A 21,733-nucleotide genomic window follows, 5' to 3' on the forward strand; every position below is an offset into this window, starting at 1 on the left:
TCCCTTACCACTCAAACCAGCGGACAGGCTTAATCTTACGTGCCTGGCTATATTTATACAGATTTTGATCTGTTAAAGTTGTATTTGCAGGCTTACAATTTCCGACACAAGATTCTTGTGTCTCCGCAATAGGTCCAACCAACATGGTTGTTCTTGGATCAGTAGAGGAAACAGCACCAAAGGCAGGGCCATTAATACCTTGATAGCTAGTTTTAACATATGCAGCACAGTCACCATATGGCATGCAAATACGGTGAGTCGTAGAAATACCTGCCACACCACCACCACAACCACTTACAGTTCCAGTCAATGTCGCTTTCGGATCATACAGGCTGACATATAAATCACCAGTAATAAGCTGTGAATCTTCAAATGCACGCGCATAATTTCCTGAATCAACTGAACGTAGTTCAAAACTCCAACCACGAAGCATAGTATTACCAGTTGTTAATTTCATATTAGCGATATCAGCAGCAGAAATTTGCTTAGAAACCGTTTTGCCAAGTATGCCTGAATTAGCCAAATTCGCTGGCAAAATAGTCGCAGCAGATGTAAAACTCGAGTTTTCCAAACCATTGGCTGCTGCATCACGGTCAATTAAACCGTAGATTTTGTTTTTTCCGCCGACTTCCGCTTCCAAAGGAAAACTGCGATTACCTGAACCTGCTGTCACAAGTACAAAGCGGTTTTGCCCATCATCAAAAACTGCCGTAGATAAACGGTCATAGAAACGCGGTACAAATGTTCCATCTTTTAACTTCGCTATGGTTTGCACACGCACCGCAATATTAGTATTGTCAGTTGCAGACATTTGATTATTGTTATTCAAGTCTACACGGAAAATCTGTCCACCTAAATCTGCAAAATAAATCATGTCTGCAAGACCATCGGCATCATAATCACGTACCACAGGCTGCCCTACAACACTGTAATTTATATCACTATTAATCGTTTTCTTATAACTGTCACTAATTCCTGAGCCATTTGAGCTACTCATCCAGATCAAGTTACCATTTGCAGCATCTACTATATATAAAGCGTTGCCATAAGTTGAGGACGGCTCTGTAAAAGTAGCCGCTGGTTTTTCATAAACATCAGCATCGTAACCGCCGCCAAAAATTAAGACTTTTTTACGTTCGCCTTTGACACGAATTTCAGCAATAGTCGGTTTAGCCCAGATTTGAGCCATACGCTGAAATTCATTTGTTGATGTCGGTTTAATTTGGAATAATAGCTTCGGACTTGCTGGATTAAGTATATCCAATCCATAAAGCCCACTTCCCCCCATACGTAAACCGCCATAAATATTCATTTTATTGGCAACATATTTTGTGGTTGAAACTGTACCAGACTTAGTAATTTGCACCTTAAATGTATTGTCCGCTACCCATGGTGCATCTACACCATAAGCTATACCCGACAGGCTACCCACCCCTTTTGAATCTTTACCAGCCAACGTATCATATTGATTCGTTATAATTTCTGGCGGAACAAATACCGACTGCTCTTTACCTGTCGAAGCATCCACAATATGCAAGCCGCCATCCATTGACCCATAAACTGTATATTCTTTACGTGTATCCGCAACATTACTAGAAGTTACTGTTGACTCTTTTGTTACCATGAGCGGCGTTGAATGCACCACCCCACCAAGGAATCTATATGGGCTAGCCGGATTTACTGCGAGCGTATTAATTTCTGTAGAAGTTAAAGTTGTCTGTGTCGCGGCTGCAGGAAATACAGTTTGATAACCCATATAATTCAACAAAGCTAGGCGCTGGTTAATTGTGTAAGTCCCGCTCAGAGCATCTGTACCAGTAGTATTCGTTGCCAGATTTGTCTTAGTCACTTTTTTTAAAGAACTGCCATCTAAGATGTAGACTTTACGCTCACTATCTTTATTGCTGATTGAGTCTGCTTCAGCCAAAGCTGTAGATGGAACAGGAATTTTATTCCATGCACCACCACTATTAATTAATGAATGGTCAGAGCCAGAAGCCGCGGTAGACCATAAATCTTTTGCAGATGAGTTAATAACCTGCTGATTGTTTTCAACTTTATAAATTGCATTATTACTGCTGTCTTTCAGCGTACCGTCAAGAATTTTATATTTCTTTAAATTCCCAGCCCATGTACGAAAGGTAGAATCTTCCATAGGCATAATCATTGGGAAAAAACCTTCAGTCATAGATTTTGTCTGATCTAAAGGATCACGCGGTACAGATATGGAACCTAGGCTAGATGGGGTGAAACTAACTTCTACATCCGATACAAATTTAATAATACTGTTTTTAATGTCATCCGCATTTTCGGCATAGTAGAAACCTCCGTCTCCATATTCAGCTCCGCCCCATTTACATGCATTGTATGCATCTGGGTTATAATTTGATTTTGTAGGATCATTCACCGCTTCGCAGTTATAACTACCATCTCCATTTTCTGGAATACCGGCGAAAGAAGAACCAAAACCAACCACTGCAGTTTTAATTTTCATATTGGCAGGGTTTTTGGTTGGGTCAAGAATCTTTTTTGAGTATGCCCCAATATATTCCCAACCTCCTGTTTCACCCGAAAATAGGTTAGATTTTAAAGCAGGGGAAACCAATACACTCCCGGTTGGTTTTGCAGAAAAACCATACGTTCCTGCTGGACTACCAGAGGCTAGAGTGGTGGTGAGCGTGTCATTCATAATCGCTCTTGCCATACTGTCTTTAGTCGAGTTAGGTGCACCATCGGTTAAGAAGTAAATACCGTTACCATTACAACTACCCTCTGAACCACCTATATTGTATTTTGTGCCTGCTGCATTTTTGGTATCATTAGCGGAATAGGAAATACCACCACTTAAATTGTCAGTATAGGGGTTGCCAGAAGCCGTAAGAGCCGATTCCGTCAAAGCAAAAGGGTTAGTTCGGTAAGTCACTAAGTTACGAAAATCAGTATTTTGATCCCACGCTGCAGCAGCAACAGGCTCAATATCCATAGGTAGATTATCTACTTTCATCCAGCCGCCATAACGCCAACCCGATGGAAATTTTGAATATAACTGCCAATTATCATCTACGGTGCCCATTCTAGTGATAAACTCTGTTTTAGCTACCGAATTATCCTTAATTCGAATCCAGCCCCCGTTACCATTAGGCTTATAAACATTATCAATCGTATCATTATGTACAGCTTTTCCATTACGGTACGGCCAAGAATTGATACATTGCTTAACATTATTGGTCCCCCCCAAGGCGTTCGTTGGCGTGGTCCCCAATTCAACACAAATAAAATACGCTTGATCATCTTGATCACTAGTACTAGTTCTTCGTCTTAGTTGAGTTGCACCATCATATACATAATTAATATAATTGGTGGACAGACTGTTTGGGCGAGTTTGAGTTCCCATCATATAAGCAGCAGCTTCAGCATAAGCATGTGCAGTTGGGGTTCCGCTGGATGCTTTCTTAATGTCTTGCGGTGGATTTTTTGATGAGTAACGTTGTTTACTGGCAGTAAAGTTTTGAGTTTTACCGGATCCTACGTTATCTGTCACACTCTCAGTGTCAGCGTTAGAACCATCTTGTTTTGTTTTTGTATCTAAAGACTGAAACTGGGCAATCGCCTGAATGAGCCTTAATCGATGTGCTCTCCCAACCGCATCCTTAGTCAGGGCTACGTTTGGTACGAGAATATTACCTGAGTGCCCATCGACAAATTGAACATTACTACTCGCCGAACCCACTTTAAGTGAGGTTTGGGTAGAAAAGTGTCCCAAACCAATACTCACATCCGATAAGCTATCTTCATCTGCCAACAAGGTAATAATGGCATCTTTCAAGCGAGATAAACGGTCAAACTTACCTGTATTGCTTTCCACTAAATTACCATTACTATCGACTGTCGCTGTTCCACAACCACGCACATAGTAAGGTACAGTGGTACCGTTTACGATGACTGCTTTATAAAATGAGGTTTTAGTCCTTGTAGGGTTGGTAATCAAGGTGCCATTTACCCTCACTTGAGTACGGGTATCTATCGCATCATATTGGTACTCACGCATATTCCCCGCTTTATTCCCACCAGACTCATGTACTTCCTGTTGAGCACATAAGGTACTATCCACATCCCCAGGGCTACCATAAGCATTATTTTTCGGCAGTACTAGAGAACTAATCCCCATACTTCCTGATGTATCCAGCATTAACAGAATAGACGTTTTTCCAGTCGTATTTCCTCTATACAGGCTCAAGTCACTTGCAAGGACTGCTGTACTTGTTGGTACCGCCATCACTGGAAGCAAGGCCATCATTATTACAAGGGGTTTTAATCTCATTTCTCTTCTCCCAATCTTCCAGTGCTTAATTTTTTGCTTCGGTTAAACGGACTACATATTCTGCAACTTGCGTATTCAGCGGTACACCCAGCTGATTTAAACATTCATGCAAGGTTTCAACCTTAACTTGGCCTACAGAACTATTTGCACGATTCTTCAATAGCAAATCATCCATTACACGCCCTCTCAAACATGTATTCATATCCGACAAAGTTACAGACGGCGCCATAGCAGGAGCAAACGATGTTGCAACCACACGAATACGCTTAGTATCTACATCCGCTTTTAAATCTGTATTTTTATTGGTTAATTCAAATTTGCGCATTTCCACTGCTGGATCATCTGGATTAACAACAGAAACCTGCGTCACAATTGCTTTACGGCTGATAGAAAACATTGTTGCTGGATTACAAACCGCATCAATATCTCCAGAAAGCGCAGCGCTTACACCTGTAGCGGCAGTCGCCGAAGCACGCTCAATAATTCGAAAGTCGCCAAGATTAAAGAACATGTTATTTTTAGCCGCACTGCTTTCTATTTCTGTTGGTTTAAAACAAAACTGCAGCTCCTTACCTTGGTTGCCATCTAATAAAACTTGTCCAATTGGTGTACCCGCTAAATTCGTGCTTTCATTGGCATTAAAGTTTTTTTCTAAATGATCCAATGCCACGTCAGAAGTTTGCATTAATAAGGTTTGTACCTGAGCATTTGTCGCGAGCTTTAAGCTAAAAATACTGTTGCGGATAGCATACAAGCCAACAACAGTAATCAATATCAACAAAATCAATACTGTAATAAGGGTTACACCCTGCTGGTGTTTAGAATGATTTATCATTAAATATCCCCCAATCCACCATTACGGATTGCAATTGTTGTGGTGTAAACCTGACGCATGTAACCGTCTTTTGTCGCAGAAATCGCCTGATCTAAAACTTTGAATTCTGTTTTTTCAGCCATTGCGACCTTTTCTGAAGAACGTACAAGCCAGCCTAAATTCACACCAATTACCGCTGGGCGCGGCAATGTCGTAATTGCTTTATAGTCATTCACACCTAAAGTACGTGTAGTACCATTGGTATTACGAACAACCAATTGCACTCGCATATACTCAATATTTTTTGCAATAATTTCGCCAGCATTTGCTGCATAATTTGCTGTCAGTGTATTTACAGCATTAATAGTTTGAGACTCATAAGTTTGTGGAACAGTTTCTCCATCTGCAAGAAACATACTTGAGGAGCAATTCAAGTTTGCTTCACTTTTAGAACTATCCTTACTAATGTAATAACGCTCAATGACATACCAGCCTTTGGCATAAGTTGTACTTGTTTTTATTGGCCCTCGTACTTTTTTACCATCACATGTAAAAGTATCCATAGGTGCTTGATACATAATGACCAGCTGATCACTTTTTGGATAAGTATTAAATGCGCTGTCATTATTTACACTTGCTGACAATAAATTATCGCCAGACAGTAATGCTGTGCCAATTTTCAAACCTTTTAAATTACCATCTGCCGGAGGGGTAGCAGTACTGCTTGTTTGATTGCTTAATACAATACCGCCATACAATGACGCATCATTAATAATTCCAGCATTGCCGTGGTTCGCCAAACGAATATTCTTCGTGACGTAGTTGATCCCAAATAAACCACTATCTTGCAAAGATGCGGCCGAGGATTGAATCCGATAGTTTTGCTGCCCACTTATAAGCATTTGAATTGCTACGGCCACCAAGATCAGACCGAGTGTAATCGCAACCATTAATTCAATAAGCGTGAAACCTGCCTGTTTAAACACTTTCATTAATATGCCTCCAGCACCAAGCAACTAGAATCATCTGCATATTTTCCATCTGTTTTTAAACATGCATTTTGAACTGCGGGAGCATCTGGAGTAGCTTTAGCATCAGTAATTGGCTGAGTTTCCCCCCAAGCCGCGATTAAACATAATCGCTCCTGACTTGCCGAAGTATTTAAACAATTAATTACCCCAACTTCCATCCCTTTTGATACCGCAACATCACTGTATTGTTTTAAGTCATAAAGCGCCTGATTCACGGCATTGCAGCCACTATCACAATTAGGCAACGCACTTGGAATAGCGGCCTTGTAATTACCTGTCGGATTTAATCTTACTTTTTCTGCAAGCCCATTCAGCAAAATAAGCGCATCAGCCCTTTTAATCGATTCTTCAGTCGCAGCCGTAGCTCTAACTTGCAGCGCAGCATAGCCTAAAATTGCTATAGCAAGAATCAGCATCGCAACTAAAACCTCCATCAACCCAACGCCTTTTTGGCTGGAAACACTTATCATGAGCAAGCTCCTCCTTGTGCAATTTCAACTGTTCCAGGAATACCAACTGTTAATACATATGACCCAGCAGAAGAACAAAAAGTAATTGTTTTGGAAGCACTTAAATTTCCCCGAGCCGAAAAAACAAAACTATCATCTGAAGTGCTTTTTAAATTTATTTTTTTCTCAACATTTACAATAAGAACGCTATCTTTTTTAAGGGAAGTTGTCATGCTGGTTGAATAATTTGTTAATGCTGCCCCACATCCAGCTTCTGTTACCGCAACAGCTGACTTATTTATTGAAGTACAAACCACAGTTTCATTTCGATTCAACATGGCGCGGCTTCTAGCTTCTTTTAATGTATCCCTCATGTTATAAGCTGTTGTTTTAAGATTTTGCTTAATTATCAAATTCCCAAAAGAAGGCGCCGCCATCATCGCCACAATCGCCAGCACCGCAATGGTGACCATCAATTCAATTAAGGTAAATCCCTGACTTTTTCGCATGCTCTCCCCCTAGGCAAAAATGTTGGCCCAGTTAAAATCATACTTATTAAAGTTACAAAACCCACACAGAACAGATAAAAGGCATAAAAAAGCAGATAACCGTCATACAAGGGTTATCTGCCTCTTTTTAATCATTTTTTAAAGTGTTATGTACTTCGCAGTTTAAGCTTGTGTTACAGGAATACGTAACTCTTTGGGCAAACTAAAGGTAATGTTTTCTTCACGGCCTGCCAGCTCTTCAGGTGCAGTTGCCCCCCAGTCCTGCAAACGGTGAATCACTTGTTTAATTAAAATTTCTGGAGCAGAGGCGCCTGCAGTTACACCAATCTTTGTATTCGGTTGAAACCATGCTTGCTCCAACTCGTCTGCATTATCCACCAAGTAGGCGCGTTTCCCCATACGTTCAGCCAACTCTCGCAAACGGTTAGAATTAGATGAATTTGGCGAACCCACCACCAACACCACATCACATTGATTGGCCAAGTCACGCACTGCATCCTGACGGTTTTGAGTAGCATAACAAATATCGTCTTTACGTGGCCCTTGAATATTCGGATATTTTTGGCGCAAGGCATCAATCACTTTGGCAGTATCATCAATCGACAAAGTAGTTTGTGTCACAAAAGCCACTTTATCTGGATGCTGAACCGCAAGTGCAGCCACATCATCTTCATCTTCTACCAAATAAATTTCGCCGCCATTTTTCTTGTCGTACTGACCCATCGTCCCTTCAACTTCGGGGTGTCCTTCGTGACCAATTAAAATCGCCTCTGTGCCTTCACGCGCATATTTGGTGACTTCAATATGTACTTTGGTGACCAACGGACAAGTCGCATCAAATACTTTTAAGCCGCGACGCTCCGCTTCTTGCTGCACCGCTTTAGATACGCCATGCGCACTAAAAATCACGATATTGTCATCTGGCACTTCATCTAGCTCATCGACAAAAATTGCACCGCGTTGGCGTAAGTCATCTACCACAAATTTATTATGTACCACTTCGTGACGTACATATATAGGGGGGTTAAAACACTCAAGGGCACGATTTACAATCGCAATTGCTCGGTCTACACCTGCACAAAAACCACGTGGATTCGCCAATACAATTTCCATAGAACCCTCTATGTTGAAGTTAAATAGGTCGGATGTTTAAAAAATTATGCCAACAAAAGCCATCTTGGCTATTTTGTTTAAGGGGCGTCTACTCTAAAATAGAGAAGATATTTTATCATATCAGGAAAAATATCATGTCGGGTCTATTGTTTGTCGTTTCTGCCGCTTCAGGAACAGGCAAAACATCCCTTGTTAAAGCCCTGCTTGAGCGTGTGAATAATTTACACGTTTCAGTCTCTCACACAACACGTGGTCAGCGTCCCGGCGAACTCGATGGTGTGCATTATCACTTCACACAAAAACAAGATTTTATCGACTTGGTAGAACAAGGCGGTTTTATTGAGTATGCAGAAGTATTTGGCAATTATTACGGCACCGCGCAAGCAACAGTTAAAGAGCAGTTAGCCAAAGGTCACGATGTATTGCTTGAAATTGACTGGCAAGGTGCTCAACAAGTACGCAATCTTTTTCCTGAATCGAAGCAAATTTTTATTCTTCCACCAAGCCAGTTTGATTTACGTGAGCGCTTGTCTAACCGTGGCACCGATACAGTCGATGTGATTGAGCATCGTTTGGGCTGCGCAGTTGAAGACATGCAGCAATATGTCAATTTTGACTATGTAATTATTAATGATGACTTTAATAAAGCCCTGCACGATTTAGAAGCAGTGATTATTGCCAACCGTTTGGTGACGGCGCAGCAGGCACATCGTCATCAAGCCTTGATTGAAAAGTTAATTAGCCCGCCAAGCGCGTGATTAAAACTTGAGTCTATAAGCAAAGCACCTTATACTGCACAGTCTGTTTAAATTTATTATTCGAACGAGAATTCTTATGGCACGCGTTACCGTTGAAGATTGTTTAGACCATGTAGACAACCGCTTTGAGCTTGTACTAGTGGCAAGCAAGCGCGCGCGTCAATTGGCACGTCAAGGCATAGAACCTACCGTTGAGTGGGACAATGACAAACCTACCGTTGTTGCTTTACGTGAAATTGCAGAAGGTCACGTTTCTAAAGATATTTTGAAACAACGTGATCAAGACTATCAAACTTCGAGTCTTGACCTTGCACTTTCTGCAAATAATTTGAATTTAGATGGTTTTTCTTTCCAATAAGAGATCGTCACTGAAAAAGCCTAGTTTTAAACTAGGCTTTTTTTGTTATGTGACTTTTATATTTATGCCAGAACGGTTATAACATAAGGGTTAGCCATGCAACTTGAATCGGCTTGATCCTGGTTAAAGTAAAAGACAAGCAAGCGATACAATTTGCATTTGATCAAAGCTTTCATGGTTTTATTTGTAAGAATTTCAGTTTTAAAGGTGTTTTATGCCAGGCCCACAGGTCAGTCAAGCCAAGCAGCAGTTAGAGATCATTATCGACGCGTATTTAAATCAAAGCGATGTTGAACGTGTGCTTGCGGCCTGTGATTATGCAGATATTGCCCATGACGGGATTGTACGTAAAAGTGGCGAACCTTATATTTTGCATCCGATTGCGGTCAGCTGTATTCTGGCGCATATGCGTCTTGACCCTGAAACGCTAATGGCTGCCTTGCTGCATGATGTGATTGAAGACACCGAGTTTAACAAAGACGATATTACTGAGACATTTGGTTTTACTGTAGCCGAGCTGGTCGATGGCGTGACCAAACTGAGTCATTCCAGCGATAAAGAATATAATAAAGCCGCTTCATTCCGGAAAATTCTGCAAGCCACCTTACAAGATCCACGTGTCATTATTGTGAAACTGGCCGACCGTTATCACAACATGACCACTTTGGACGCACTGCGTCCCGACAAACGCGCGCGTATTGCCCGCGAAACCTTTGAAATTTTTGTTCCAATGGCACGTATTGTCGGTATGAACGAAATGGCCGATAACCTGGAACATCTTTGTTATCAGAATCTAGATCTGGATATGTATAACAATGTGCAGGCTGCCCTGCTGGAAACCAAGCCAAAACGCTGTGAATATCAGGCCAAATGGGAAAAGAACCTGACTGAACTGCTGCAACAGAATGCCATTCAGGGCCGGATTAAGAAGAAGAATAATAATATTGAGCTACTGCGCCACTTCGTTAAAAATGATATCGATCTACAAGAATTAACTCATAGCCATGCTTTTGAAATTATTTTACAGAGCATCGCGGACTGTGACCGACTGGCAGAAATCCTGACACAAAGTTTTAAAATCCAGAGTTATGAAGATCATATCCGCCGCCCATTACCGGGAGGCAACCAGTCCTTGATGATGCGCCTGAAAGGCGAAAAGACCACTTTGTCTTTGACTATTCAAACCGAACTCATGCGTAAAGCGGCACGTTTTGGCGTTGTACTCGGTGAAAGTGCGCCGCAAGCCTGCCGCTCTGCGATTCAGGCCTCGATGCAAAATCTGAATGTTCTGGTCGATGGTGAATGTGCCAAAACCACTTTCAGTGAACTACTGGATTATCTGCACCAAGAAAAAATCTGGGTCTATACTCCGCACGGCCATTTACATGAATTGCCGCAAGGTGCCACGGCGGTCGACTTTGCTTATGCCGCGAGTTTATTCCTGGGCAACCATGCGGTGGGTGCAAAAATTAATAATGAGACCAAACCACTGTCGACTCCTCTAGTCAGTGGTCAGGTGGTCGAAATTATTACCGATGTCCTTGCGACTCCGAACCCAGATTGGCTCAGTTTTATTAATACCCAGAAAGCTCGTCGTGCTATTCAGAATATTCTGCGTGATCAGGACCCAGACGAACAGCGTCTGGTCGGGCAACAGGCTCTCAATCGTGCACTGAAACTCTTCCATCGTTCCATTCGTGATCTGACGGAAGCAGACTGGAAAAATCTTTTGGAATGGCGCCATGTTTCCAGCAAGGAACAGCTATTTGAACAGATTGCAGTCGGTGATTTATTACCGCAACTGGTGGCCAACCATTTATTTGCCCAAGATCAGCATCAGAATATTGCCAGCTCAGACCGTCTGATTCAGGGAACGGAAGGTGTCGATGTCAAATATGCACATTGCTGCAATCCTGTGCTGGGTGATCCAATTCAGGGGCATTTGACCCGTCGCGGTCTGATTGTGCATCGTGCGCGCTGCCATAACCTGCTGCATGAACAGCATCAGCATCCAGAAAATATCATGTTGTTGCAGTGGACCTCTGATGATCTGGAAGATATCAGCTTTACTGCCTATCTCAGCATTGACCTGAACATGAATGACGAGCAGATTTCCGACCTGATTTACCAATGTCGTAAAGCGCATTCCGGGGTGGAAATGGTGCGCACTCAGGATGACAAAACTTACGTCAATATCGTGGTGCATAACCGTAAACAGATTGCACAGATTATCCGGGATTTACGCATGTATTTCGGTTTCCCGCGAATTATCCGTCTGGCACAGCCCGTTGTTTTCAGTGAAGCCTCTAAAGCGAGTTAATCATTTAAAACGATAGTGCTTTGATCGGCCGAATTGATCGAATATGATGTATGTCGATGATAAAAGGAGAAATTAATGTCCCGCCAAGTAATCCATACTGAAAATGCCCCTGCTGCGATTGGCACTTATTCGCAAGCCATTTTAGTGGGTGATACCTTATATCTATCAGGTCAAATTGGCCTGGATCCTTATAGTATGGAACTGGTTGAAGGCATTGAAGCGCAAATTCGCCGGGTGTTTGATAACTTAAAAGCAGTCTGTGAAGCCGCCGGTGGTTCTTTGGCAGATATCGCCAAACTGAATATTTTCTTGACCGATTTGTCTCACTTTCAACTCGTGAACCAGATTATGGGCGAGTATTTTGCCCAGCCTTATCCAGCACGTGCCGCTTTAGGTGTCGCCAGCCTGCCTAAAGATGCTTTGGTTGAAATGGATGGTATTGTCATCATTAATCAATAAGTTATAAAAACCACTTAATTCCCGCCCTGCAATATCTCATTCTAAATCACAAATCACTCTTGTGCGGAAATCTAAGCAGTACTTGGATTTCCGCTCAGGCAGTGATTTTTTATCTAAATCATCAATCATGATAAAAGCTATTTCAAATGATTTTTATTGACAAACGATAACAATTATCAATAATATTACTTATCTTATTCAATCACTGTGGTTGTGTCCTATGTACGTTTGTCTATGCCGTGGCATTACAGATCAAGACATTAAAGATGCTATTGCAAATGGCGCTGAAAGTTATCGTGATGTCCGCGATATGTTGGACTTGGGAACTTGCTGTGGCCGCTGTGCACCAGAAGCCCGTATGATCATCAGTGATGAAGTTTCACAAATTGCAGCACGGCTGGCAGTTGCAGCATAAATTAAAAATATTTCTCCTTATAAGCATAATGAAAAACAATGATCTTCGATCATTACTCCTCCCCCGCCTTTGACTCTGGCGGGTTTTTATTGCCACTCATCTGAGTCTGGATCGATTCGATGTCGATTTTCATTTGCTGTTCCTTGACATCCTCACCTCTCTAAATAGAGCTGATTCCTCCTGCGAGACGCTTATGCCCAAGCGCAAGTATGTTCTTAGCACTATTCAAGTCCCGATCCAGAACACTTGAACAGTTTTCACATTCCCATACTCTTATTCGCAAATCTGCTCTACCTTTCGGACTGCTTGCAGTGACCTCACCACAGCATGAACACATTTGGGTTGTGAAACTTTCACTAACTTCTTCAAACCATACTCCTGCGTTCTCGCATTTATACTTGAGCATGGTCTTGAATGCTGAAAATCCGGTATCCAGAACAGACTTCGCCATCTTGGTTTTCACCAGTTTTTTCGCACTCAGATCGCCTACAACAATTAGTGCATTTTTCTTTATAAGCATTGTACTCGCTTTGTGCAAATGGTCTTTACGACAGTTTGCAATCTTGGCGTGTAATGCACGGACCCGTTTTCTATTTTTCGCTCGTTGAGCAATCCCTAATTTCTGTTCATATTGACGGTAGAACTTGGGATTTGAAATTATCGTACCATCCGAACAAGTGGCTATATCCTTTAAGCCCAGATCAATCCCAATCAAATTAGTCGCAGTCGATTTCTCAATTTTAGGGCTATTCACAACTAAGCAGACATACCAGCGGCCACGCGCATCCTCGACAAACGAACCAGTCTTGATACTGTAATTTGACAGTCCATAGCTATCCCATATTTTAAACTGATGCTTGCCATACTGGATATGGCCATCAGCATACTTGATTGCTACTTTCTTAAAGGGTATCCAACCTAGTGATCTTCTGGCTGATTTCTTATGACTGACCCGCCATCTTAGTTTGGTCTTCTTGAATTGCTTTCTGCGTATGACTAATTCTTCGGTAATAGCCTGAATGGTTTGACTATGTAACCCACAAAGCCTAGATGTACCTTTCGTATATTCAGCAATATCGTAAGCACTGAGAAATTCACCTTTTCTTTTAAGGTGTTTAAAGCTTAAATCATTGACATAATTCCAGACGAAATTCACTTCAGATGCTAATTGCTCTAATATCTTGGAATGTTTATCTTTAATGCGTAATTTAAGTGTTTTCATGCGATTATTTTATCAATGAAAATAACCAATAGAATATCCAAAGTTAAAAATGTTAATTTGAAACGACATTTCATGTCGTATGGCTTAGGTCACTCATTTATATCCCTGCCTTGAAAACGAGGTTTTACGTTTGATTTGATAAATTACTCGCCATTTGCCCCTGACTTGCTTTACTATCAGGATTAGAGCGCTTTCTTAGAAAGATAAAACAGGTCCAAATGGAGTTATGCGATGAAAGGCAATCGTGATGTGATTAATCAGCTCAATCAGGTGTTGTATCACCACTTAACTGCCATTAACCAGTATTTCCTGCATTCGCGCATGTTTAATGACTGGGGCATTGAGAAACTGGGCTCGGCAGAATATAAAGAATCCATTGTTCAGATGAAACATGCCGACAAAATTATTGAACGTATTTTATTTTTGGAAGGTCTGCCGAATTTACAGAATCTGGGCAAACTGTATATTGGTCAGCATACTCAAGAAGTGCTGCATTGTGATGTGCGCAAAGTTAAAGAAAATATTGAAGCCATCCAGAAAGCAGTCGCGCTGGCTGAAACCCAAATGGATTATGTAACGCGTGATCTGGTACAGGAAATCCTAGAGAAAGAAGAAAACTATCTGGATTGGACCACGACACAAATCGATCTGATCGAGAATATTGGCATCGAAAACTATATTCAAAGTCAGCTCTAAACTTAAAATTAAGCCCAAAAAGCCAGCATCTGCTGGCTTTTTTGTATTTAGCGAGGTACATCCTGCGTTAATTCTTCATAACTCATTTCAGTTTTCTGAATGGTCTTTAAGCGTTGCAGCTGGTGCTTGGCTTCCGCCTCATATCCATTAAAAGCTAAAAGTTTGGCATATTTGATCAGGTTATATTTAGTCGGATAACTCAAGACCATTTGTTCACCTTCCTGAATCTGTTCAGCAGACGCTTTGCTATAAGGATTCAGACGAATCCAGGCAATACGATGATTAAACTCAGTCAGTAGATAAATTGGTTTTTCATTGGTGATTTTTTCCGGCTGTTTTTCATAACGAATACTTTGCCCGAGTTTTGGTACTGCAACATCATAATCGCGATAAATCACAATTAATAGAAGTAACCCAACAGAAAAAATGAATTTCATACCAATTGATGGCATAACCACTTTTTTAGTTTTTGGACTTTGTGCCAGAACCGTACCCAGAATAAAACCTACTGGCAACAGGAAATAGGCATAATGCTGTGGAAACTCAAACATGGCATGTGTGACAAATGCTCCAATCATCAAAATTCCAATGACAGACTCTGGCGTATTGACCCAGCGTTGCAACTGATAGCCCAAATAACCAAAGTAGGCCAAGAAAGGCAGACCGATGATTAATCCATTCCAGAGCAAAAAGTCCAGAATAAAATTATGTGAACTACGAATCCAGACCGGACCTTGCACCGTATCACTAATCGAGACAAAAGCGACACTGGTCTGATACCAGCCATAGCCAAACCATGGCTGCGCCTGAATGGCTGCCAGCATCTGCTGCCAGATTGCGAGGCGTGACATATCACCGGTAGCACGCGCTACTACATCTCGGCTTTGGACTACGTCCGTATTCATCACCTGTGCAGCCAGCTGACTGAGTAATGGAAAAGCCACAATACAGCAAATAAAGAAGATGAACCAAGCGGTGCTGTAAACCCATTTCAGGTGAATAATGCCTTTATATTGGTAGAACGCTAAATACAGCATGATGGCGGTTGCAGCGACCCATGCAGTACGCGACTGACTTAACGCCACTCCCATGACAATCACAGCAGCGCAGGCAAACAACCATTTGGTCTGGATTTTTTTCTTTTCATAGAGGTACAAACAGCTCATCAATGCCATGACTAAAAAAGTTGCCATATTATTGGGCTGGGCGAAGTTGGCATAGGGCCGCTGATTGCCACTGATATTCACCATGCCTGGCAATATTGAGTCAAGATTTATCCACTGACATAGAGCAATTAATCCTGTAATGGTGCCTGACACCAAGAATACATAGCTTAAATGGGTAAAGGTTTCTTCTCGGCTATTGTTTCCTGTAGAAAAATTATAGCCAAGTACACTTGCCAGCCAAAAGCTAAAAACAAAAATAAAGCCCATCATGGCAGTGCTAAAGAAAAATACCTGTCCTGTCAGAAAATGTATCAGTGGTACACAGGCGAGTAGCAATAATGGCAGACTGAGAGCTGGAATTTTGAGTTTTTCTTTGAGGCAAATTGCAGCTAAAGCAAATAGTACAAAAAAGGCATATAGCTCACCCGTATATGTCACCCAAGGCCGATAATGAATGGGCATGAGCCATGCAAGGGAAATGAGAATTGCTGCTATTAGAGCGAGCATGAATTTCATGGAAATATCAAGCGGTAGAAGTTTGGCACATGATAAACAAAAAGCAGATTAAAGGGGAATCTGCTTTTTGTTTTGATCTTTCAAATACAAGTTAGTTCCACGGGCGAAGGTCGACGATTGCAAGTGGTTTACCCTGTGCATCAAGCAGTACCGTCATATCTATTTGACTTGCCTTTAGTGGTACAAATCCTACTGCTGTAGGTGAGTCGTCTAAAATTTTACGAACACTTAATGCCTCATTGTACTCATAAAGTTTTCTAATATTCAAAATATTTTTACCTAGCACAAGTGCTTTATTATCAAATTCAATATAACGATCTGGCATTTGTGATAATGACACTCCTCCAAGCACTTCCGTAAATAAATCAGCTTGACGCTTTTGAATATCTGTAGCCACCTCAACCATCACATATTGGGGTTTTAATAATGAGGGCTGTTTGTACTGTGGGTGTGCCTTTTCAATATTTTCATTGATGATTTCATTTTTACGCACAAGCTCAAAACGGTCTACATTATAAACAATCCAAGCTGGTCGCCCCTGCTCCAAACTATAAATACCATACATCAAAGCCGAAATCTGGATCAAAATAATGACAGTCAAATCAAATTTTAAGGTTTTTTTATGTTCTTTATAAACCAATAAACCTAATAAAGGTCCAACAATAATATCAATAGCAAATAACATTAAAATGATATAAGTTACACCAACAGCTTTTGCAAGTGGTGTAGGGTACCAACAGTAAAAAACAACCCCAAGCACCACTAGGGCAATGATAAAGGATAACGTTAGATGCTTGATAAAAAACTGAATACGCTTTGTCATAACCAATTACTTCATGTTTGGGGCTGATAGATCATCATGCTTTTTTAAAAATAGCGATGCAATATTATTACTTTGGTGTGTATCGATTTTTGATAAATCTTTGAATAAAGCCTTTTTATTATATAGTGCATTCGATACTTCAAAATAATAATTTGCTTTCACCCAATCTTGATTAAAGTAAAATATTTGTGCCATTTTAAATAAATTATAGTAGCTTGGTTGACTAACTACATAGTGCTCAAATGAATCTAATTTGTCTTCAGCATACTGTTTATCCACTTTTGCAACAATAAACTCAGCTCGATCTGCAAACTGTGAAAAAATGACTGATTGCTTATTTTGTGATTGACCTGTATTTTCCATACCTGATGCATAGCCCAGATTCGTCAACCATTGATCATATTGTTGAAATATTAAAGCGTAAAATATAATTGAAAATAAAAAAGTTACTTGCTTTAATTTTTCATTGATTGAGATTGTATTGACATTGCAATTTATCAATAATACTCCAACAAAGAACCCCAAAGGGAATAAGAAATAGCTATAATATAGTGGATATTCAAGCTGAGCATGCACCAATATACATAGCATCATTATAAATACATAAAGTTCATCTGTTGTTTTAATATTACAAATAATCACCTTGATTAAGTACAAACTATAAAAAATCAAAAGAATACCGAATGGAATGCCTACCCATAGTATTAAATCAATCATAATATTATGTGCACTTGAGAGATTGCCTTCATTTTTAAACAGCAGTACACCTTGAAGCTGAGCAATCGTAGTTTGATACCATCCATAGCCAAGCCAAGGCTGCTGTTGGATGGCATAGATCATATGCTTCCACATTTCAATACGCGCAAAACCACCATTAATACGATCTTCTAAAGGTACAGGTATAACCAAATTAAAATATTGTGCGATCTGTGCATTAAATATAAAAATTAGCGCATATGAACAGAAGAAAAACGATAGTAAATAATGTGTTGTTCTTTTTTTGAAACGAATTTTTTTAAATAGATATCTAAACAACAGTACAATCAAAATAATCCAAGTTGTTCTAGATTGCGTCAAAGCAAGTGCAAGAAATTGTAAAAAGAGTATAGGGATATATATAAAACATTTGTATTTAAGCTGTTCATATAAAAACACAACACTACAAATACTCAGCATCAAAAGTGTTGCCAAATGATTCGGCTGACCTAAATTTGCATAAGGTCGATTGTGAATTAAATTTAAGATACAAGGATGAGAAATTTGCAACCATTGCGCAATGGCGAATAGACTACTAATCAATCCAATAAGCGTATAAAAATACGCAATATATTGAATAATTTTATTTTTATCAGCCAAGTGATGGCTATTATAGCCATATAAAACAGTGGCTACAAAAGCAAAAATGAAAATAAAACTCAAAAATGCCGTAGAAAAATAATATACCTGCCCAAAAGTAAATTGGACTAAAGGAATGAAACATATACAAAGAATAGGAATAGTAATTTTAGGCAGTTTAACTTCTTTTTTATAAAATAAGCTAAAAGATAAAATTAGACCCAAAAACCATAAAAAATCTTGCGAAGATGAAGTCCATGGAAACGCAGATAGGCCTATAAAGTAAGATAACCCAAAACAAAGAAAAATTATAAAAATTATAATACTCATATTAACTTTATTCTAAAAAAAGCTGACCGAAGTCAGCTTTTGATTCTTAATATTTTAGAATGTTCCAGCAGTTTGAGAAACACGGCATGTTGCTGGAAGATATTTTTGCATTGCTGCAAGCTCTGTTGATACAGGACCACAGCTCCACTCTTTAATTAAAGCACCAGCAGCTGTATTAGTTGCTGGAGAAACGGTTGAAATAGTTAAATTAGAACCGTTAGCTAATTTAGGTGTCATGTAGATATATTTACCACTTGCTCCTTTTAAAGAAGGATCCGTAGTTAACAATACTTGAATTTGACCAACTGCCATTCCAGTAGAAGAAACTTTGATTGTTTGTACATATTTAGTGGCTGCAGTAGCTGCTGCCGTACCTGAGCCCTGTTCACACCCCCATAAAGCATCTGTACCTGATGGGATTGAACCTGAATCAACGGCTTCCGTTACTGCTGTACGACAAGAAGAAGCAGCTAAAATACCTTCAGATACTTTTGCACGAACTGTATAATCTTGGTATGCAGGAAGTGCAACTGCAGCAAGAATACCGATAATTGCTACAACAATCATTAATTCAATAAGGGTAAAACCCTTTTGTACTGTATTCATAACATTCTCCACAAATGTTTTTGTTTATTTATAAGCCTAAAGAAAGAGCTCATTTAGCTTAATTTTATATTTAGCACTAAGTATGCCAAGTTTTATTATAATAAAATTAAGAGAAAAAACAGCAATTTAAAAAAATATTTTTATTTTTGTAATTATTGTATTTTCTTTTGTGTAACTAACTGACAAAAATTGTCAGTTAATTGACATAGTTCACCCTAATATAATGGGTTTATTTCCTAATTCATTCTTTAAATCATCTATTTTTCGATCATAATATTGATCTAATACGTGTCCAATCTCTTTTACGCCTTCAATTACACCTTCTTTAAATTTCTTTTGCTTTAATTGCTGAATGATATTTTGGCAAATCTGATCCCAAACTTCTTGAGTTGTCGCCTGTTTGATGCCTCGATCAATCACGATTTCAACCTTATGTTCGCAAAGGTTTAAGTAGAGAAGTACACCACTGTTATATTCGGTGTCCCAAACGCCCAGTTCAGCAAACAACTGACGGGCACGACACAACGTATCCTGATAATAGGCCGATCGTGAAGGTAAACAGCCTTCAATCACTACCTGAATTTCCCCCACATGCCCATGCTCAGCTTCTTCAACAGCTAATGCAATTACATGCTGATCTTGCTTAGAGAAAAACCGCTTGGTTGCTGGCATATAAAAGAAATGCTTGAACCATCGCTTAAAACTCGGCTGTGCATATTCTTCCAGCTTCGGTTGTGTGACAATTTCTGTTGTATCTGTAGTTGTTACCATGAGCCTGATGCTCCTCCCCCACCAAAACCGCCACCGCCACCGCCGAAGCCGCCGCCGCCAAAACCACCTCGACCGCTACCGCCGCCTCGGCCGCCACCGGCTAAAAAGGCATGTAATATCAGCTGGGCTATAGAAGTTATCAATAAAAAGAAAATACCTGTACCAATCATTAAACTTGCAAGCAAACCCATGCCATTGACCAGACCGGCAGCTGTACCTGCAACTGCGGCAGTCGCAGCGCTCAGTTTTCTGCCGAAAATCATGGAACCCACGACACCTGCGACAATAATAAACAGCACACTACTGAACGTTGCCTTGCTGGCTTTTTGTGCCTGATAAGCCTGTTCCTGACGTTCTTTAAGCTCATCGGCCGCCTGTGCTGCAATTTCAGGATCCAGATTTAAAATCCGTTCTATTTCAGTCAGACCTGCAGCAATCCCTTGCGCATACTGCCCTTGCTTAAAATACGGTGTGATGGTGTCATGAATAATCCGGCCTGCCACGATATCGGGCAGCACCCCTTCCAGACCATAACCAGTCAGAATTTGTATACGGCGATCATTGATAGCAATGGTCATGAGTAAACCATTATCGCGTTTGGCTGAACCGAGTTGCCAAGCGTCGGCCACGCGCATGGAATAATCAAAAATATCTTCCTGACCCGTGGTCGGAACAATCACGATACCAATCTGGCCTTTACCGGCATTATGCAAGTTTAAAATACGTTGGCTAATCGCCTGCTTCTCAGCTGAGCTGAGTAAATTTGCCTGATCAATCACCGGTTCATTCAGACTGGGTAAATCACGCTGAATTTGCCCTTCCGCCATATCATTGGCAATTTGTGGCTGCCGGGCAGAGTCTACTTCAATATCCGTTTGAGCTGTTTGAGGATTAGTTGCAGCCGGCTTTTGTAATATTTCACGCGCTACAATGACTTCTTCAGTATCCGTTGCTGTCGCAGTCTCACTCCAAGCCAGATTGCTCAGGCTCATTGTTAAACTGAGCAATAGCCCGATACAGAATTGTGCAGCCAGATTATGCCTCATTGCAGCCACCTTCTCTCTTCTGAAGTTTGATATTACTCAAAGGAAACCGTTGGAGCTTTTTGGGCACTTTGCTCAGCACTAAAGTTTGGTTTGGTATCCATACCAATTACTTTGGCGGTCATCACTTGCGGGAATTGACGCGCATAAGAGTTAAAGTCCTGAACCGTAGTGATGTAACGGTTACGTGCCACGGCGATTCTATTTTCAGTGCCTTCCAGTTGCACCTGCAAATCACGGAACTGCTGATTGGCTTTCAGGTCTGGATAGTTTTCAGTGACCGCCAATAAACGTGACAAAGCACTGGTCATTTGTGACTGTGCTTCCTGGTAACGCTGGAATAATTCGGGATTTTCCAGTAATTCCTGATCGACTTTGAGGCCTGCTACATTGGCACGTGCCTGAGTGACTTCTGTAAGTACCTGTTCTTCATGCGCGGCATAACCTTTTACGACATTCACCAGATTTGGCACTAGATCGGCACGACGCTGATACTGGTTCTGTACTTCAGACCAGGCTGCAGTCACTGCTTCATCTTTCACTTGCAAGGTGTTATAGCCACAGCCACTCAGGGTTAAGGTACTGGCCAGCATCAAAGCTATGAGAGATTGTTTTAATACACGCATGATGTCTCGTCCTCAATTCTTTATTGATATTTATATAATTAATTTGATTTTA

At 40.6% G+C, this 21,733-nt stretch carries 20 protein-coding genes; 6 read left to right on the forward strand and 14 right to left on the reverse strand.

Going from position 1 to position 21,733, the window contains the following annotated elements; translation table 11 throughout:
- Positions 1-4: 4 nt before the first annotated feature.
- The 6 genes from FTV42_RS01990 to ispH all read right to left on the reverse strand — a co-directional run bounded on the left by FTV42_RS01990 (position 5) and on the right by ispH (position 8,237).
- Positions 5-4,321 carry a PilC/PilY family type IV pilus protein gene (locus FTV42_RS01990; protein ID WP_180037232.1) on the reverse strand — a complete coding sequence of 1,439 codons (4,317 nt, stop codon included), beginning with the start codon at positions 4,319-4,321 and terminating at the stop codon, positions 5-7.
- A gap of 25 nt (positions 4,322-4,346) precedes the next feature.
- The gene (locus FTV42_RS01995; RefSeq protein ID WP_180037233.1) at positions 4,347-5,156 is read right to left on the reverse strand and encodes a hypothetical protein; all 810 of its coding nucleotides are present in this window, start codon (positions 5,154-5,156) and stop codon (positions 4,347-4,349) included.
- Positions 5,156-6,127 (reverse strand): PilW family protein, encoded by a 972-nt coding sequence (locus FTV42_RS02000; protein ID WP_180037234.1) that lies wholly within the window; start codon positions 6,125-6,127, stop codon positions 5,156-5,158. Before FTV42_RS02000 ends, FTV42_RS01995 begins: the two co-directional genes overlap by 1 nt.
- Complete coding sequence (gene pilV / locus FTV42_RS02005; RefSeq protein WP_180037235.1) at positions 6,127-6,636, reverse strand: type IV pilus modification protein PilV; 510 nt, start codon at positions 6,634-6,636, stop codon at positions 6,127-6,129. The genes FTV42_RS02000 and pilV overlap by 1 nt, the downstream gene beginning before the upstream one ends.
- Positions 6,633-7,124, reverse strand: coding sequence for a GspH/FimT family pseudopilin (locus FTV42_RS02010; RefSeq protein WP_180037236.1), 492 nt, complete (start codon positions 7,122-7,124; stop codon positions 6,633-6,635). Before FTV42_RS02010 ends, pilV begins: the two co-directional genes overlap by 4 nt.
- A 162-nt stretch (positions 7,125-7,286) precedes the next feature.
- On the reverse strand, positions 7,287-8,237 hold the full coding sequence (gene ispH / locus FTV42_RS02015; protein WP_180037237.1) for a 4-hydroxy-3-methylbut-2-enyl diphosphate reductase: 951 nt from the start codon (positions 8,235-8,237) through the stop codon (positions 7,287-7,289).
- Positions 8,238-8,371: 134 nt separating this feature from the next.
- Here ispH and gmk point away from each other — a divergent pair, with 134 nt between their 5' ends.
- The 5 genes from gmk (at position 8,372) to FTV42_RS02040 (ending at position 12,547) form a co-directional block, all read left to right on the forward strand.
- Positions 8,372-8,995 carry a guanylate kinase gene (gene gmk, locus FTV42_RS02020; protein ID WP_019836168.1) on the forward strand — a complete coding sequence of 208 codons (624 nt, stop codon included), beginning with the start codon at positions 8,372-8,374 and terminating at the stop codon, positions 8,993-8,995.
- Positions 8,996-9,071: 76 nt separating this feature from the next.
- On the forward strand, positions 9,072-9,353 hold the full coding sequence (gene rpoZ / locus FTV42_RS02025; RefSeq protein WP_004809957.1) for a DNA-directed RNA polymerase subunit omega: 282 nt from the start codon (positions 9,072-9,074) through the stop codon (positions 9,351-9,353).
- Between the two features lie 214 nt (positions 9,354-9,567).
- Positions 9,568-11,673 carry a bifunctional (p)ppGpp synthetase/guanosine-3',5'-bis(diphosphate) 3'-pyrophosphohydrolase gene (locus FTV42_RS02030; protein WP_180037238.1) on the forward strand — a complete coding sequence of 702 codons (2,106 nt, stop codon included), beginning with the start codon at positions 9,568-9,570 and terminating at the stop codon, positions 11,671-11,673.
- Between the two features lie 75 nt (positions 11,674-11,748).
- Positions 11,749-12,132 (forward strand): RidA family protein, encoded by a 384-nt coding sequence (locus FTV42_RS02035; RefSeq protein ID WP_004644973.1) that lies wholly within the window; start codon positions 11,749-11,751, stop codon positions 12,130-12,132.
- 220 nt (positions 12,133-12,352) lie between these two features.
- Positions 12,353-12,547, forward strand: coding sequence for a bacterioferritin-associated ferredoxin (locus tag FTV42_RS02040; RefSeq protein ID WP_004644972.1), 195 nt, complete (start codon positions 12,353-12,355; stop codon positions 12,545-12,547).
- A 160-nt stretch (positions 12,548-12,707) separates the two neighbouring features.
- Here the strand turns inward: FTV42_RS02040 and FTV42_RS02045 are convergent, their stop codons facing one another.
- Positions 12,708-13,769 (reverse strand): RNA-guided endonuclease TnpB family protein, encoded by a 1,062-nt coding sequence (locus tag FTV42_RS02045; RefSeq protein WP_180037239.1) that lies wholly within the window; start codon positions 13,767-13,769, stop codon positions 12,708-12,710.
- A gap of 231 nt (positions 13,770-14,000) precedes the next feature.
- Between FTV42_RS02045 and bfr the strand changes: the two genes are divergently transcribed.
- Positions 14,001-14,465, forward strand: coding sequence for a bacterioferritin (gene bfr, locus FTV42_RS02050; protein WP_005263858.1), 465 nt, complete (start codon positions 14,001-14,003; stop codon positions 14,463-14,465).
- A 47-nt stretch (positions 14,466-14,512) separates the two neighbouring features.
- On the opposite strand, the gene FTV42_RS02055 is transcribed toward bfr, so the two are convergent.
- The 7 genes from FTV42_RS02055 to FTV42_RS02085 form a co-directional block, all read right to left on the reverse strand.
- Positions 14,513-16,147, reverse strand: a complete 1,635-nt coding sequence (locus FTV42_RS02055; RefSeq protein ID WP_180037240.1) for a PglL family O-oligosaccharyltransferase — start codon at positions 16,145-16,147, stop codon at positions 14,513-14,515.
- 91 nt (positions 16,148-16,238) lie between these two features.
- Complete coding sequence (gene tfpZ, locus FTV42_RS02060; RefSeq protein ID WP_180037241.1) at positions 16,239-16,970, reverse strand: TfpX/TfpZ family type IV pilin accessory protein; 732 nt, start codon at positions 16,968-16,970, stop codon at positions 16,239-16,241.
- A gap of 6 nt (positions 16,971-16,976) precedes the next feature.
- On the reverse strand, positions 16,977-18,635 hold the full coding sequence (locus FTV42_RS02065) for an O-antigen ligase (protein ID WP_180037242.1): 1,659 nt from the start codon (positions 18,633-18,635) through the stop codon (positions 16,977-16,979).
- A 54-nt stretch (positions 18,636-18,689) separates the two neighbouring features.
- Positions 18,690-19,241 carry a pilin gene (locus FTV42_RS02070; protein WP_180037243.1) on the reverse strand — a complete coding sequence of 184 codons (552 nt, stop codon included), beginning with the start codon at positions 19,239-19,241 and terminating at the stop codon, positions 18,690-18,692.
- A 210-nt stretch (positions 19,242-19,451) separates the two neighbouring features.
- A complete protein-coding gene (locus FTV42_RS02075) occupies positions 19,452-20,012 on the reverse strand; it encodes a TPM domain-containing protein (protein ID WP_180037244.1) in 561 nt (186 codons plus the stop codon).
- Positions 20,006-21,058, reverse strand: a complete 1,053-nt coding sequence (locus FTV42_RS02080; RefSeq protein ID WP_180037320.1) for a YgcG family protein — start codon at positions 21,056-21,058, stop codon at positions 20,006-20,008. The genes FTV42_RS02075 and FTV42_RS02080 overlap by 7 nt, the downstream gene beginning before the upstream one ends.
- Before the next feature lie 32 nt (positions 21,059-21,090).
- Positions 21,091-21,681 (reverse strand): LemA family protein, encoded by a 591-nt coding sequence (locus FTV42_RS02085; protein ID WP_180037245.1) that lies wholly within the window; start codon positions 21,679-21,681, stop codon positions 21,091-21,093.
- Positions 21,682-21,733: the final 52 nt, after the last annotated feature.

Source organism: Acinetobacter sp. YH16052, from assembly GCF_013417155.1.
In the GTDB taxonomy this organism is placed as follows: Bacteria; Pseudomonadota; Gammaproteobacteria; order Pseudomonadales; family Moraxellaceae; genus Acinetobacter.